Here is a 14,238-nt window from a genome sequence, read left to right on the forward strand (position 1 = left end):
AATGTCATCTCGGAGGCGATGAAGCCCACGCCCGACGACACCGTGCGGGCGTGGCTCGACGAGCAGGCGGCCGAGACGCTCTATCTCTCCAGCGTCACCATCGCCGAACTGTTGTACGGCATCGGTGCGCTGCCCGCGGGCAAGCGCAAGGACAGGCTCACCGAAGCCCTGGACGGGGTGATGGAGCTGTTCGCCGACCGCGTCTTGCCTTTCGATATCGCTGCCGCACGACGCTATGCCGACTTCGCCGTGAAGGCTCGTGCGGCCGGCAAGGGCTTTCCGACGCCCGACGGCTATATCGCCGCAATCGCAGCCTCCCGGGGCTTCGCTGTGGCCACGCGCGATACCAGCGCGTTCGACGCCGCCGGTGTGGAGGTCATCAATCCGTGGAGCGTGGAACGCTGACAGCTTGCCACGGCAGCAGGTGTTGGACCTGACAACCCTGCGGAAGCGACCTGCCACCGCGGCAACCCGCCATCACGGTCTCCTGACCGGACGGCCCCCCCGCTTCACGACGCTGATCCTTGGGTCCAGCCGATGGCCTGACGCCATCAACCCATGACGGGTCGGACTACGCTGCGCGTGCCGCCGCTCCGGCTGCGCCTCACGCGGTGATTGCGGCCACCGGCCGGCCTCTTCGGGCGCCTGTCAGCGGGGGATGGACCTCCGCTCGCGCAGGAGCCAGGTCGATGTCCGCCCAGATCGCTCACGCCTTCGCCTTCAGCCTCGCCACCACCCTGATGGCCACCGTCGTCATCTTCCGCGCCGGCGACGGCACACTCTCCGTCGCCCCGGCTGCCGAATATGACGGCGACGAAGCTGCCATCGTCCGCGAAATCGATCCCTTTGCCTCTTGAGAGGCGAGCGGGCGGCCATGAACGGCGGAGACGGCGTGCCCTCGTGCTCTGACGCCAACGCCAATCCCGCCTGTGCATCGTGGTGGTGGAGGCGCATCGGTCTGATTTTATGGAGCCGCCCCCATTATCTTCATCGGCATGCTCCTCAGCATGGCGACGATCGCATTCCTCTGCTGGCTGCTCTTCACGCTGGCGGTATTCGCGTTGCCGCTGTTTGCGGGCATCATGGCGGGCACATGGGCCTATGGTACCGGCGCCGGATGGCCCGGCGTTCTTGTTGTCGGCCTTGCCGCTGCTGGCCTGACTTACGCCCTCGGCCAGTTCCTGTTCGCGATCGTCCGTCCGATCTGGGCACGTCTGCTCATCGCCGCCGTGTTTGTCTTCCCGGCCGCAGCGGCGGGCTTCCACGCCACCCTTGGCATCGTGAAGCACACCATGCCCTCCCAGACGTGGCAGATGGGGTTTTCGATCCTCGGAGCCGGCGTGGTTGGCATTGTCGCCTTCGTGCGCATCACCGGAATGAAGACGTTCGGCCCTTCTGACGGGCACGGCTCCCCTCCCTTACACAGCGATAGCCGCTCGGCGCACCAGACGGCGAATGGCATAGCGTCCGCGTCAGCCGGCTGGGCCAGGAGGGAGCGGAGATCCGGCGCGCCGGCTTTGCCCTCCCATGCGGTAGGATTGGTGCGCGTGGAGGACGGCGGCCGCGTCGCAGTCGAAAGGCCCCCTGGGGCAGAGCATTCGCGACATTGGCGGGACGGGGAATGCGCATCTTGGCCAGCCTCAGGGCATCGTCCGCTCATATTGGCCGGTCGGGTCTGTGTAACCGGCGCGAGGGCCACGGCCTCTCCGTCATCCATCCGTCCGTGCCCGCTCCAGACGGCCTCTTCAATGGCCTGATCTGGCCGAAGGACGGCTTTGCCTCGAGCGTCTATGCCACAACGGCTGGTCCCGACTTTCTTCCCCTGCCGACGCCCACCCCGCGCACTGCGCGGGGACCCCGGATCGCCGTCATTCCTCGCGAAGCAACAAAGTCGCGCCTGCGCCGTCCTCCGCTGCGCTGCGGTCGCAATCCTCACCCCATCGCGCGAGCGCGACGGGGACCCCGAGCCGATGTGGCGTCGCTCGCCTCCGGCCTCTCGATCGCCATCGAGGCCGCAATGGTGCGGGCTCAGGAGACAGGACGGAGACGGAACATGGCCACCATCGGCACCTTCAAGAAGACCGGCACCAACGAGTTCACCGGCGACATCGTGACCCTCGGCGTGCAGGCCCGGGGCGTGCGCATCATCCCCGACACCCGCGCCAGCGGCGAGAACGCCCCCAGCCACCGGGTCCTGGTCGGCCGCGCCGAGATCGGCGCCGCCTGGTCCAAGCGCTCCACCGAGGGCCGCGACTATCTGGGCCTCAAGCTCGACGATCCGAGCTTCACCGCCGCCATCTACGCCAACCTCTTCGATGACGAGGACGGAGAGAACTTCTCCCTCATCTGGTCCCGCCCCAACGGGCGACGTGGCGAGTGAGGCGCCCAAGGCCCCGGCCGGATCTGGCCGGGGCTTTCCCCGCGGTTCAGTCCTTGCCGTCGGGGCGAACAAGCTCTTCGTGGCTGACGCCCAGCGCCTGTGCAAGTTCGTAGAGCGTGATGATGGTGGGATTGCGCCGGCCGCGTTCGAGCCCGCTGATGTACTGCTGGCTGAAGCCGGATCGCGTCTCCACGTCCTCCTGTGTCAAGCCCTTCTCCTGACGCAGGCGCGCGAAGTTCCGGCCGACCAGCTTGCGCATATCCATGCGCAGACGGATCGCAATTTACGCCCTCCGAGATTATCAACTATAGTATGTATAGGATCGCTTCGCCGCCAAGGCGCACAAACACCGGATTCGATGTGTTATTTCCCACTCGCGCCGTGTTCGCTACTCGGCTACGAAGCGTGAATAATAATGGTCATGGAGGTGTGGGGTCACATGACCGATTCTTTTGAGGATATCGCGCCGTCCAGCCTCCAACTCACCGGCTACGACAGATCGCACATACGCCTCTATGCGCGCCTTATGGATGCGGTGGCCGACGGCGCGGATTGGAAAGAGATCGTCGCAGCGCTCTTCGGACTAGATGCCGCGCATCAGCCTGAGCGTGCGCGTAATATCTTTGACAGCCATCTCGCCCGCGCCCGTTGGGTCGCCGCCAACGGCTACAAGGACCTTCTCCGCACCCGGGGCGACTGATCGGGCTGGCGGGATGCAGTCAGGGCATCACGCGATGCTCAAAGAGGGCCTTCCCTTAGGCGATGCAATTCTTGACTGTTTCGCTCGACACGCACGCCACTGATGCGGAGCCGAGGGAATGAAGCCGGACACATCGCGTTGGCGGGACAGCGCCAACTACGATTATTTCGACGACCTCTGCGTCGAAGGCCTCGCTTGGGAATGTCTGCGCCGAGACGAGACTTATCAGGACCAATACCACGCGATCGTCACAGCCGGTACCGAGGCCGAACCGCTCCCCCGGGAGGTGGAGCAGCGCTGGGGGCTTCGATTTCGCGGCAAGACCATCTCTCAGCTCGATCGAGCAGTCCATCATCTGGTCGCCGCGCGTCAATCCTGCCGCCGTGATTGTTGGCTCGTCTCCCCATTTCGCGGACGGCGTCCAGGTGAGGGAGGTCGATGGTATATCCGCGTTGCAGTTGAGCCCGGAAGGTGCTCACGCCTCCATCGGTGAGGGGAGGCACCAGTCGCAGATTCTGTTTCTCCCGGGCCGCCACCGTGACGCCCGCGTAGCAGTGGTCATTCCGATGGACGCGGACCTGATGGGCCGGGTGGAGGCGTTGAACCGCTTCTGGCGCACAGTCGAAGGGCGGCCGCCGCTGCCCGACACGCGCATGACTCTACAGCAACGGCACCGCCTGCGCAGCATGATGCTCGCCGCGGATGGTCGGGCCAACCGCGCCAGCTATCGCGACATCGCCGTGGCCCTGTTTGGCGCGGTGCGGGCAACTTCTGAGCCCTGGAAAACTTCGTCCCTCCGCGACCGGGTCATCGGCCTCGTCAAAGGCGGCCGCGCCCTCATCATCGGCGGCTATATGAAGATCCTGCGTCATCGTCGACGACCATAGCTGCGCCTTCGGCTTGGCGAGGGTGGGCATTTTACGCCCAACAACTTTCCCCCTCCTCCACGGCGGACGCCATTTGCCACAGTGATCGCCATTCGCCGCTGACACCCAGAGGTCCGAGATCGCCCACAGAGGTTCGATCTATGCGCCCCGACGCTGTCCCGCTGCCGCCGTGCTCTCTGCGCACCAAGGACGCCACCGTCTTCCTCAGCTTGTCGTCCAGGACCACTCGAGAAACACAGCACCTACGGGATAAGCGCCTCAAGGCCGCCCTCGACCGTCCGTACCCAGTGCGGGTCGTCGTCATGAGGGACCTCGGTCTCGATCCCTATGGAGGCTGACATACCGAGGATCGGGCATTCGCAGAGACGCGGCGCCCAGACCGTAGCGATACGGGCATGGTCCACGGTGCGATCAGCCCGACTGACCTGTCGTCCGAGCTAAAGTGAGGAGCGCACGAGCAGCTGGGCTATCATTCTTAGGAGAGGTTATGACAAAGATCGGGAGCACCTCTCCGCCGATCGGTCGATAAGTGACCCCTGGTATCGAAACAATTGTCTCCGACTCCAGCAGGGGCATTATTCCCAGGCAGGAGGCTACCAGCCCCAAAAGGCTATAACGCCCAATCTTATGAGCTACCACCTTCGGCTCGCCGCCCATGGCCCTTACGCGATCTGTGACGTAAGCGCTGATCTCATCACCTGAACCACCGGAGGACGTTAGAAGGCGTTCCTGAGCAAGCTCGCTCCAGGCCAAGCGGCTTTTAAACGTCAATGGATGCCCTTCACAAAAGGCGAGAAACACTCGCTCGTGCCATACCTCGATTGCATCATACGAATGTGCATGTGAATTCCCAATCGTGAACGCCAGATCAAGCCGCGCCATTCCAAGGGATAGCAGGTGGTGCGCCGCTGATGCTTCATGAAATTCAACGTCAATCTCGGGTTTCTGGCGGGCAAAATCGGCAAACAACTGCTAAATCGCTCCGCAAGCTGCAACTGAAAACACCCCGACCTTCAGATGGGCTCTCTCCGGCTGCCCTATAGCGGCCGCTTCTCGAGCCCCAGCTTCAAGCTGATCGAGCGCGTCCCGCACCCGATCAAGAAAGCGTTGCCCCGCGAGTGTGAGCGTTATACCCCCCGAGTGCCTGATAAAGAGCGAGGCGCCGATCTGGTCCTCAAGATTACGAATGGCCCGGCTTACCGATGATTCCTGGATGCCCAGCGAGATGGCGGCCCTGCGAAAGCTGCCCTGGCTCGCCACCTCAATGAAATAGCGCAAAACGCGCGTTCCAGTAAAAATATCCGGCATATCCCATTCAATCCGTCAAATTGAAAGCGTGACGGTCGGCCGACGAGGCCCGATCGACCAGAGATCATCGGCGCTGAACGCTATCAGGACGCGGATCATCTCTCCTGCCCATCGAATATCTTCTGGGGCTTGGTCAGGACGTCCGGGTGGAGCAGCACGTCCAATTGCGCCTTCGAAAGGAGGCGCTTCGCAAGGACTACTTCATAAACGCCGCGACCCGTGGCATGCGCTTCCTGAGCAACGGCCGTGGCGTTGGCGTAGCCGATGTACTGATTGAGCGCCGTCACAATGCCGATGGAGCGCTCCACCGCGGCGCGCATGGCGCTTCGGTTCGCCGTGATCCCCCGGATGCAGCGCTCTTCCAGGGTGAGGCAGGCCCGCGTCAGGTGCGTCACGCTCTTGAACAAGCTGTGCGCGATGATGGGTTCGAAAGCGTTCAGCTGCAGCTGGCCGGCTTCTGCGGCAAAAGTGACGGTGAGGTCGTTGCCAATCACCTCGAAGGCCACCTGGTTCACCATCTCCGGGATCACGGGATTGACCTTTCCCGGCATGATGGAAGAACCGGCCTGGACCGGCGGCAGGTTGATTTCTCCAAGCCCAGCCCTGGGCCCGCTGGATAGCAGGCGCAGGTCGTTGCAGGTTTTGGACAACTTGACGGCGGTCCGCTTCAAGACGCTGGAGAGCTGAACGAACGCTCCACAATCCTGGGTCGCCTCCACCAAATTGGGAGAGGTCACCAATGGAAGGCCAGTGATCGCCGACAGGTGGCTGCAGACCAGCTTCGCGTAGTCGGGGTGGGCGGTGATGCCGGTGCCGATGGCGGTCGCCCCCATGTTGATCTCACAGATCAGGCGGACGGCTTCCCCCAAGCGGTCCTCGTCCTCGCCCAGCATGACGGCGTAGGTGCTGAATTCCTGGCCGAGCGTCATGGGGACGGCATCCTGCAGCTGGGTGCGCCCCATCGTCAGCACGTCATGGAATTCCTCCGCCTTCACCTCGAAGCTCCGACGGAGCGTGGCCATCGCCTCGGTCAGCCGAAGGATCCCCACATGCGCCGCGACCTTCAATGCGGTCGGATATACGTCATTGGTGCTCTGGCTCATGTTGACGTGTTCATTGGGGAGCAGCACTTGGTACTCGCCCCTCCGGTGGCCCAGATGCTCAAGGGCCCTGTTCGCGATCACCTCGTTTGCGTTCATATTGGTGGAGGTGCCTGCGCCGCCTTGGATCACATCGACAACGAAATGATCATGCAGCTTGCCCTCACGGATCTCCACGCAAGCCGCGGCGATGGCGTCGCACCTTGGTGTATCCAGAAGACGCAGTTCCGCATTGGCGAGCGCGGCCGCTTGCTTGATGCAAGCCAAGGCCCGAATGAGATCAGGATAGATCGAGATTGGCGTGCCGGTGATCGGAAAGTTTTCCACCGCACGCAACGTATGCACGCCGTAGTAGGCAGAGGACGGCACGCGTTTGTCCCCGAGGAGATCGTGCTCCAGGCGCATCTCCACGTCTGGCACGTCCATTCCAGGCCTCACCATGCGCATCTCCCTTCCTGTGCTTTGGTCTTGCAGAGGGCCGACAGAGCGGCTTCCGTTTTCGGCGGCATACGCCAGTTCATGCTGCACGCCCGCTCACCATGCGAGGCGCGCCCGGTTTGAGCCGTGCAATACAGGCGCGGGCCAAGGCATCGGTGGCATCGATGAGGTGGGGGCGAAGGTCACTTCCGGCCTGGGCTAGCGCGATGGGAATTTCCGTGCACGCCAGCGCAACGGCGCTGCAGCCAGAAGACAGCAGGTCTTCGGCCTGCCGGGTCAATGCGCCGGCGGCATCATCGATGCGGCCGGCCTTCACGTGCCGTATACCGCGCATCACCTCATCTTGGGCGGCCGGCACGACACAGCTGTAATTGGAAGGCAGGCGTCGCTGGTAGATGGCGGCCCGCACGGTGCCCGTGGTCGCCAGCAAGCCAATGCGGCCGTCCACGATGCCGCGACGACGCAAGTCTTCCACCACGGCATCGACAATGTGCAGTATGGGGATCTGCGCCTCCGCCTGAAGGGCATCATACCAATGGTGCGCGGTGTTGCAGGGAATGGCCACACACGAAGCCCCTGAAACGTGCAGTCGGCGCAGGGCCTCAAGCATGGCGGGTAGGGGATCCGCACCCTGACCGATGATCGCCTCTGTTCGGTCGGGAACTTCGGTGGCGGAGCAGATGATCATTTGCAAATGATCCTGATCTCGTCCGGCCGGCGTGTTGGCTATTACCTTTTCCATGAAATCGACCGTCGCCAACGGCCCCATTCCTCCAAGAACGCCAAGCATATCGCACTCCTTCTTGCGTGCGACTATGGGTGAATTCTATTGGTTCAGTCCAATGCATATTCGGAACAATGAATTCCAAATATGCATAGCCGATCTTACAACTAATCTGTATCGTGCTCTCACCTTATTGCGCTAAGCAAAAAGGCCTGGCACGCGGCCAAAGCGATCCAGCCGAAAATGCTGCATCGGCAGTCTCGTTGCACGGCCATTGAGGAGGGCTGCAGCGGCTCGGCCCATCACTGGACCCGCCGTCAAGCCGAAATGCGAATTGCCGAAAGCCAGAAAGACGTTGGCGACGCCGCTCATTCGATCGAGTACCGGCAAGCCATCCGGAAGGCTCGGTCGGTCGCCGCACCACCGGCTGACTTGATCGGTCTGCACGCCTGGGAACATCCGCTTGGCCTGCTCCATCAGGAGGTCCGCCCTTCGCCAGTTCGGGGCAGCTCCGATCCCGGCGAATTCCACGGTGCCCGCCAGCCGCAGCCCCATGTCCATCGGCTGCGCCGCGAAGCCCCAATCGCGATGGGTCACAGGGCGGTGCAGGACAACGCCCGGATCGGCGAGGGTCACGTGATAGCCGCGCTCAGCCTCGATGGGCACGCTGCGGCCGAACTGCTTCAGCAGCCGGCCAGATCCCGCGCCGGCCGCAATCAGCAACGCATCGAGTGTGAGTTGGGAGCCGCCGTCCAGGATCAGACGGGTCACTCGGCTTCCTTCGGTCTGAATCGCCATGACCTCGCCCTGGACGATTTGGGCTCCGTTGCGCACCGAGACTTCAGCCAAGGCTGTGACCAGTCGATGCGGGTTGCGGCATCGCCCGTTGTCGGGGAGCAGAATGCCGCTCTGAAAACGGTGTGCCAGTGCGGGTTCCATCTGCTGGATGTCGTTTGCGTCAAGCACCTGGACTGCGACACCAGCCTTGGCGCGCATCTCTTGCGCCAGGGCAGATCCTGCGGCGGCGCCGGGCTTTTCGGAGACATAGAGTTGGCCGATCCGCTCCACCAGCCCTTCCGCGTCTGTGCCGCGGGTGAGTTGGGCATAGGCCTCAAAGCTTTCTGAATGGAGCGCGTGCATGGCCGCAGAGATGCGCAGGGCTTCCTCTTTTCGGCTGGCGCGCACCCAGCCGAAAAGCCAGGGCAGCAAACGGGGAAGATAACCGGGGCGGATGCTCAAGGGTCCAGTTGGATCGAAAAGCCAGCCCGGCACTTGACGTAGCGACCCTGGGATCGAGTAAGGCACGACGGCCCCCGGACTGATATTGCCCGCATTCCCGAACGAGGCGCCCCGTCCCGGAGGCAGGCTGTCCACGAGCGTCACCGCCCAACCGTCACGCTGAAGCCAAAGCGCGGAACACACGCCGACGATGCCGGCACCGACGATGGTGACGTGCCGCTCGGATCTCATGTTCATGATAGACTGCGCCTCCCGGCGGGCTGAAGGGATAGAGTTCCAACGGGAACGGTCAGTAAAGGTCGCGGCTCTCGCCACCGCCTCAGCCGCCACCTGATCTGGCGGTCTCAGATCTTGCTGGTGCTTGCGCGGCGCTTCGCCGACACGAGAGCGCCATCGCTCGCCCAGTTCTCCACAGCCACATCCTCGAACACGATGAGGAGGCGAGCGGGCGCGATCCCCGCATGCTCTTGGAGCGCGTCGGTCACCGCACGGGCAATAATCGCCTTTTGCTCCTCGCTCCGACCGGAGAGCATCTCGATACGCACATATGCCATTTGGACTGTTCTTCCCATTGCTCAGCGGTAGTACTTGCGGCGAAAATGCCCCTCGATCACGTTTGCAGCCATCGTAAGGGGGATAATGAGCGCCAAGAAAGTAAGGGCGACGGTCGTCAAGACCTCCAGCGGCCTGAAAGTCTGCATGCTGATCTGTTGGCCTTGGTAGAGGATGTCCGCAACCGCGATATAGCCGGCGAGCGCCGTATTCTTAACCACCAGCACGCACTGGCTGACCAACGGCGGCAACATGCGTTGCAGTGCGAGCGGCAACACCACCCGTCTGAAGGCCTGTGCCTGGGACATGCCGACGGAGGACGCAGCTTCGACCAACCCTCGGTCGATGGACTGCAAGCCGGCACGAAAGATCTCCGAAAAGAAGGCCGAGCTATAGAGGGCGAGCGCCAAGACGGCAGTTTGGAACGCAGGGATCGTCAAACCCGTCAGGATGGGGAGGCAGTAATAAATCCAGACCACCAGCACCAAGGGTGGAACAGCACGGAGCAGCTCCACCCAAGTGATGACTGGCCACCTCACGACCCGGTGGGACGACATGCGCAATAAAGACAGTGCGAGTCCGGCCAGCGCGCCCAGAATGATGGTTAACCCAGCAAGCGAAAGTGTCACTCCCATCGCGCGCAAGAAGACGTCCCGATACTCCCAAATGACCTGGAAGTTCCACTGGTAAGCAGCTTCGGTCATTCCGGTCGTCCCATTTCGATTTGATGGCGCTCCATGTAGCGGCGCGTGAACTCACGGGTGCGCGGGGCCGCCTGCTCGCCAAAGATGTGCGCGGGTGGGCCCAGGTCTTCGACCTTCCCGTCCGCTAGGAAAACGATTTGATCGCAGACCTCGTGCGCAAAACCCATTTCATGCGTGACGATGATCATCGTCATGCCTTCCTGAGCCAGGTCACGGATCACCTTCAGGACCTCACCAACGAGCTCCGGGTCCAGCGCCGATGTCGGTTCATCGAATAGAATTATCTCAGGCTGTAGAGCGAGCGCACGGGCGATCGCTACGCGCTGCTGTTGGCCGCCGGACAATCGACTGGGATAGGCGTGAACGCGCCCCTCAAGCCCGACTTTGCGAAGGAGAGTTGTGCCCATCTCTCTCGCTTGGTCTCGATCCATACCTTGCACAACCACTGGGCCCTCTATGACATTCTCCAGCGCTGTGCGGTGGGGCCAGAGGTTGAAGTGCTGGAAGACCATCGCCATCCGACGACGTTGACGACTGAGATCCCGGGCGGGCAACGGCTTGCGGCCACGGGGCGTATCGCGAAACCCCACCAATTCCCCAGCCAAGCGGATGCTGCCCACTTGAGGGACCTCCAGCATATTGATGCATCGGAGCAGGGTGGACTTTCCTGAGCCACTGGCTCCAATGAAGCCGAAAACTTGGCTCTTATGGATATCGATATTTATCCCCTTGAGTACTTCGATGTGCCCGAAACTCTTGTGCAGATCTCGAATGGAAAGAAGTGGACTATTCATCATGATGCTCATTCATGCCGGCGTGACATACTTGCTCCAGATCTCATCCAGGGCCCCCTGGATGCGGAAGTATTCAATTGCAACGTTCATCCAACGCTGAAGGTCCAGAGCTTCGAGGCGCATGCCGAAATTGATGGGCTGCGCACGAAGCGGCGTCGGGACCGCCAAAGTGCCTTGTCCGCGCTGGGACCGGTACAGGGAGAGCGTAGGCTCGTTTGACAGCACGACGTCGACGCGCCCACTCTCCATTTCCAGCGTCATGGCATCGTTCGTACGCACCAGGGTCCAACTTGCATTGGGCAGGAAATTCTGCGCCAGGCGCGTGGTGGATGCTCCATCGACGGCGGCGATCGTGACCGAAGCTTGATTCAACGCGGACCATTCGCGGAGCGTGTTCACTCTGGCTGTCAGGCCGAGGATTGCGAGCCGGCTCTGCGCGACCGCATCCGAGAAACCCGCCGCCAGCGCGCGCTGCGGCGTGGCATTGAACCCCCCGATGGTGTCGAAGCGGCGGGCCTGCAGCCCGGCGGCAGCGGTGCCCCAATCCGTCGTGACATATTCGCAGCGCACACCGATCGAGCCAAACATCAGCTCGGCGATGTCGGGCATGATGCCGGTCCAGCCTTGTGTTCGCAGGTCTCGCCTGTAGTAAGGAAAGGCTTCTACGGCGCCGATGCGGACCACCTTCTCTGTCAGAATGCGCGCCAAGTCGCCCTGAGAAGGGGCAGCCGTCGTCTGGGCTTGCGCGCTTCCGAGCAGTCCAACAGCGCTTAAGGGCGCCCCGAGGGCACCTGCCAAGAATTCTGCTCGATTCATTTTCGATCTTCCTCGGGAATGGACGGCTCCCGCCCTCTGCGGCTAAGTCCGTGCTTATTTTCATTATTTCCGGGCCAATTCCCTCGTACAGAACGCCGGGACGCTTGGGAAATTGATTATCGGTATATGCTATGCCGGATTTGCATTGGCGGCTCGGCGATGCTTGCGAACAAATGCAGCGAGAGCAGAAGGAGAGGGTTCTATGGAGCTGGCATGGCTGGAAGACTTCCTCACCTTGAGCTCTACGCTGAATTTCTCCAGGGCGGCGGAACTCAGGAATCTCACTCAGCCGGCCTTCAGCCGCCGCATCCGGAATCTTGAATCATGGCTCGGGGTTACGCTGATTGATCGCAGCACCTTCCCCGCCTCGCTCACACCGGAAGGGCTGAGCTTTCGGAAAGGGGCGCAGGAAATGGTTCGCGCCCTTTACCGGGAAAAAGAACAGTGCCTGCAATTGGGAGGGGTGGAACCCTCCTTCCACTCATTCGTGACATTACACACTATTGCGATGAGTTTTTTTCCGAAATGGCTGCACAGCTTAGAAGCCCGACTGGGGTCAATGCGCACTCAGGTTGTAGTTGGACCGATGCATGACTGCGTTGAAAGCCTGATTTCTGGCGCATCGGATTTCATGCTCTTTTACGCACACCCTTCTGTGCCGCTATTAATCGACGCGCAGCAATATCCCTCCTTTGCAATTGGGCGAGAGAGGTTGATCCCCGTTTCAATCCCCGGTCGGAGCGGGAAGCCTCGTTATGCTCTCAAAGCCGACAAACCCATCCCTTATCTGCGCTATGCGCGGCACACGTACATTACACGGTTGATTGATACCATCCTCGCCGCGCAACCTCATCTGCCCGAATTTGAAGTTGTGCATGAGAACAGGCTGACACTCGCGCTCAAGGCGATGGTGTTGGAGGGGTATGGCATGACGTGGCTGCCGGAAAGCACGATCGCTGCGGAGCTGCAGGCCGCCACGCTCGTCCCGGCCGGACCCGAGGAATGGTGGCTCGATATGCACATTCGCGCCTATCGCTCTGCGATCCGGGGGGCCCGAGAGAAGGAGAGGGTCTGGGCATCGCTGCACGACTTGGCCATTGACTGAACCAGCAGCGATATCGCGCGGGCGTCTCGCCCACGAAATTGCCCCACCGGCATGATGTGGGCGGAGCGCATCTCGCTCCAAGGTCGCCCTAAGCAGCATCAGATATCGCGAAGCGGTCGAGCGCATCGAGGAGGCCTTCGGCTGATGAAGGCGGTCGGGGATGCGCCGGCCGATGCTACGCGGCGTTGACCGGGTGGACTGGGCCTTCACTTTCGCGGCCGCGGCCTACGATCTTGTCTGCCCGCGCCTGCTGGCGGAGCCGGGTTGATGGACACGGCTCCAGCTTTCGCGAAGGCCTTCGCCGGACGCTGGCGGATGGTCGAGATGTGGCCCCCTGCGACAACGAAATTCTCGACTTTGGCGAAGAGACTCAGCTCAGGTTCGAGGCGCATCCAACGGCGAGATCGCCTTCGTCGCCGTGAAGGGCTTCCTCGATGTCCGCTACGGCTCGCGGGACGGCGTGGCCTGCGCTGAGCTCTTTTGGCAAGGCTACGACGCCGATGAAGCCTGCGGTCGCGGATAGGTCACGCTCGGAACCGCAGACCGCCTCGTCGGCCACATCCTCATCCATCAGAGCGACGATTCAGGCCTCGTCTGCGAACGCGACTGAGTTCTTCAACATCCTGCTAGCGGAGGAGTTCGGGGTCAGCGGAAATGGTCCAGCCAAGGTCTGCGACAGAATGGACGTGCTGTTGAATTCAATTGAGATCTGACCCGTCTGCTTTCCGGCGTTGAACCCGCCGCACCGATCGCCGCCCTCATCCCCTTCGACGACGACCTGCCCGACCGTATCGAGGCGCTGAACCTGTGGCATGCGCAGCGGGGGAAGCGGATGCCACCCGACACCCGACTGACCCGTCAGCAGCGCGGACGCCTGCGTCTGGTGCTTCAGGCCTACGATGGAGGAAACCGGGGCGCGAGCTACCGCGCCATCGCTGAGGCCCTGTTCGGCATCGAGCGGGTCGCGGCCGATCCCTGGAAGACATCTCCCCTGCGCGACCGCGTCATCGGCCTTGTGGAAGGCGGCACCGGCCTGATCGCCGGCGGCTATCTGCGGATGTTCCGCCACCGTCGCCGCCCGTGACGGGGTGGGGATTTTAGCCCCCCAATCTTCCCCATCCCTCCCGACATTCCTCCTCCGCCACCGTGGTCACCGTCCGCCGCCGCACTCCGGCGGCTCCCGCCACGCCCACGGAGGCCCGCTCCATGCGACCCGATCTCGCCACCCTCCCGCCGCGCTACCTGCGCACCAAGGAAGCCGCCGAGTTTCTCAGCCTGTCGGCCCGCACGCTGGAAAAGCACCGCACCTATGGCACCGGCCCCGCCTATCGCAAGCTTGGCGGGCGCGTCGTCTATTCCATCGACGACCTCCAGGCCTGGACCGAGCGCGGCGCGGTCACCTCGACCTCCGATCCGCGCGGCTCCGTCCTGCCGGCCAAGCGCCATGCGCTTGCCGCAGGTTCGTTCGCCGGCCGCGCCGCGCGCTGAACG

Annotated in this window: 19 protein-coding genes and 3 pseudogenes; 12 read left to right on the top strand and 10 right to left on the bottom strand. The window is 62.6% G+C overall.

The genetic code is table 11. The annotated features are described in order from the left end of the window. The 4 genes and pseudogenes from AAG816_RS22870 to AAG816_RS22885 form a co-directional block, all read left to right on the top strand. On the top strand, window positions 1-405 hold a 405-nt coding region (locus tag AAG816_RS22870; protein ID WP_341991997.1), incomplete at its 5' end, for a type II toxin-antitoxin system VapC family toxin. Between the two features lie 284 nt (window positions 406-689). Then, complete coding sequence (locus AAG816_RS22875; protein WP_188079217.1) at window positions 690-857, top strand: hypothetical protein; 168 nt, start codon at window positions 690-692, stop codon at window positions 855-857. A 123-nt stretch (window positions 858-980) separates the two neighbouring features. Beyond that, window positions 981-1,397: pseudogene (locus tag AAG816_RS22880) on the top strand (hypothetical protein); the annotation flags it as partial. Between the two features lie 656 nt (window positions 1,398-2,053). After that, window positions 2,054-2,380, top strand: coding sequence for a DUF736 domain-containing protein (locus AAG816_RS22885; protein ID WP_341991999.1), 327 nt, complete (start codon window positions 2,054-2,056; stop codon window positions 2,378-2,380). Between the two features lie 46 nt (window positions 2,381-2,426). Here AAG816_RS22885 and AAG816_RS22890 read toward each other — a convergent pair whose 3' ends face one another. Then, window positions 2,427-2,645, bottom strand: coding sequence for a helix-turn-helix transcriptional regulator (locus AAG816_RS22890; RefSeq protein WP_341992000.1), 219 nt, complete (start codon window positions 2,643-2,645; stop codon window positions 2,427-2,429). A gap of 174 nt (window positions 2,646-2,819) precedes the next feature. Here AAG816_RS22890 and AAG816_RS22895 point away from each other — a divergent pair, with 174 nt between their 5' ends. From AAG816_RS22895 to AAG816_RS22905, 3 genes are all read left to right on the top strand, one after another. After that, a complete protein-coding gene (locus AAG816_RS22895; RefSeq protein WP_341992001.1) occupies window positions 2,820-3,080 on the top strand; it encodes a DUF2285 domain-containing protein in 261 nt (86 codons plus the stop codon). Between the two features lie 118 nt (window positions 3,081-3,198). Then, window positions 3,199-3,573 (top strand): DUF6499 domain-containing protein, encoded by a 375-nt coding sequence (locus AAG816_RS22900; RefSeq protein WP_341992002.1) that lies wholly within the window; start codon window positions 3,199-3,201, stop codon window positions 3,571-3,573. Window positions 3,574-3,646: 73 nt separating this feature from the next. Next, a complete protein-coding gene (locus AAG816_RS22905; protein ID WP_341992003.1) occupies window positions 3,647-3,967 on the top strand; it encodes a DUF2285 domain-containing protein in 321 nt (106 codons plus the stop codon). A gap of 411 nt (window positions 3,968-4,378) precedes the next feature. On the opposite strand, the gene AAG816_RS22910 is transcribed toward AAG816_RS22905, so the two are convergent. From AAG816_RS22910 to AAG816_RS22950, 9 genes are all read right to left on the bottom strand, one after another. After that, window positions 4,379-4,936, bottom strand: a complete 558-nt coding sequence (locus tag AAG816_RS22910) for a LysR family substrate-binding domain-containing protein (protein WP_341992004.1) — start codon at window positions 4,934-4,936, stop codon at window positions 4,379-4,381. Between the two features lie 3 nt (window positions 4,937-4,939). Beyond that, window positions 4,940-5,275, bottom strand: a complete 336-nt coding sequence (locus AAG816_RS22915; RefSeq protein WP_341992005.1) for a LysR family transcriptional regulator — start codon at window positions 5,273-5,275, stop codon at window positions 4,940-4,942. Window positions 5,276-5,370: 95 nt separating this feature from the next. Continuing rightward, window positions 5,371-6,801, bottom strand: a complete 1,431-nt coding sequence (gene aspA, locus AAG816_RS22920) for an aspartate ammonia-lyase (RefSeq protein ID WP_341992006.1) — start codon at window positions 6,799-6,801, stop codon at window positions 5,371-5,373. 91 nt (window positions 6,802-6,892) lie between these two features. Next, a complete protein-coding gene (locus AAG816_RS22925; RefSeq protein ID WP_341992007.1) occupies window positions 6,893-7,603 on the bottom strand; it encodes an amino acid racemase in 711 nt (236 codons plus the stop codon). A 132-nt stretch (window positions 7,604-7,735) separates the two neighbouring features. Further along, window positions 7,736-9,013, bottom strand: a complete 1,278-nt coding sequence (locus AAG816_RS22930) for an FAD-dependent oxidoreductase (protein ID WP_341992008.1) — start codon at window positions 9,011-9,013, stop codon at window positions 7,736-7,738. A gap of 107 nt (window positions 9,014-9,120) precedes the next feature. After that, window positions 9,121-9,348 carry a tautomerase family protein gene (locus AAG816_RS22935; protein ID WP_341992009.1) on the bottom strand — a complete coding sequence of 76 codons (228 nt, stop codon included), beginning with the start codon at window positions 9,346-9,348 and terminating at the stop codon, window positions 9,121-9,123. Window positions 9,349-9,351: 3 nt separating this feature from the next. Then, window positions 9,352-10,032, bottom strand: coding sequence for an amino acid ABC transporter permease (locus AAG816_RS22940; protein ID WP_341992010.1), 681 nt, complete (start codon window positions 10,030-10,032; stop codon window positions 9,352-9,354). Further along, complete coding sequence (locus AAG816_RS22945; protein ID WP_341992011.1) at window positions 10,029-10,838, bottom strand: amino acid ABC transporter ATP-binding protein; 810 nt, start codon at window positions 10,836-10,838, stop codon at window positions 10,029-10,031. The genes AAG816_RS22940 and AAG816_RS22945 overlap by 4 nt, the downstream gene beginning before the upstream one ends. After that, on the bottom strand, window positions 10,839-11,534 hold the full coding sequence (locus AAG816_RS22950) for a transporter substrate-binding domain-containing protein (RefSeq protein ID WP_341992012.1): 696 nt from the start codon (window positions 11,532-11,534) through the stop codon (window positions 10,839-10,841). A 310-nt stretch (window positions 11,535-11,844) separates the two neighbouring features. On the opposite strand from AAG816_RS22950, the gene AAG816_RS22955 reads away from it, so the two are divergent. The 5 genes and pseudogenes from AAG816_RS22955 to AAG816_RS22975 all read left to right on the top strand — a co-directional run bounded on the left by AAG816_RS22955 (window position 11,845) and on the right by AAG816_RS22975 (window position 14,235). After that, on the top strand, window positions 11,845-12,747 hold the full coding sequence (locus tag AAG816_RS22955; protein WP_341992013.1) for a LysR family transcriptional regulator: 903 nt from the start codon (window positions 11,845-11,847) through the stop codon (window positions 12,745-12,747). Window positions 12,748-12,901: 154 nt separating this feature from the next. Continuing rightward, window positions 12,902-13,015: pseudogene (locus AAG816_RS22960) on the top strand (IS5/IS1182 family transposase); the annotation flags it as partial. After that, a pseudogene (locus tag AAG816_RS22965) lies at window positions 13,015-13,357 on the top strand (hypothetical protein). The pseudogenes AAG816_RS22960 and AAG816_RS22965, both read left to right, overlap by 1 nt. 150 nt (window positions 13,358-13,507) lie before the next feature. After that, on the top strand, window positions 13,508-13,831 hold the full coding sequence (locus tag AAG816_RS22970; RefSeq protein WP_341992042.1) for a DUF2285 domain-containing protein: 324 nt from the start codon (window positions 13,508-13,510) through the stop codon (window positions 13,829-13,831). A gap of 122 nt (window positions 13,832-13,953) precedes the next feature. Next, the gene (locus tag AAG816_RS22975) at window positions 13,954-14,235 is read left to right on the top strand and encodes a helix-turn-helix domain-containing protein (protein WP_214008348.1); all 282 of its coding nucleotides are present in this window, start codon (window positions 13,954-13,956) and stop codon (window positions 14,233-14,235) included. Window positions 14,236-14,238 lie beyond the last annotated feature (3 nt).

It is taken from the genome of Azorhizobium sp. AG788 (genome assembly GCF_943371865.1).
Lineage (GTDB): Bacteria > Pseudomonadota > Alphaproteobacteria > Rhizobiales > Xanthobacteraceae > Azorhizobium.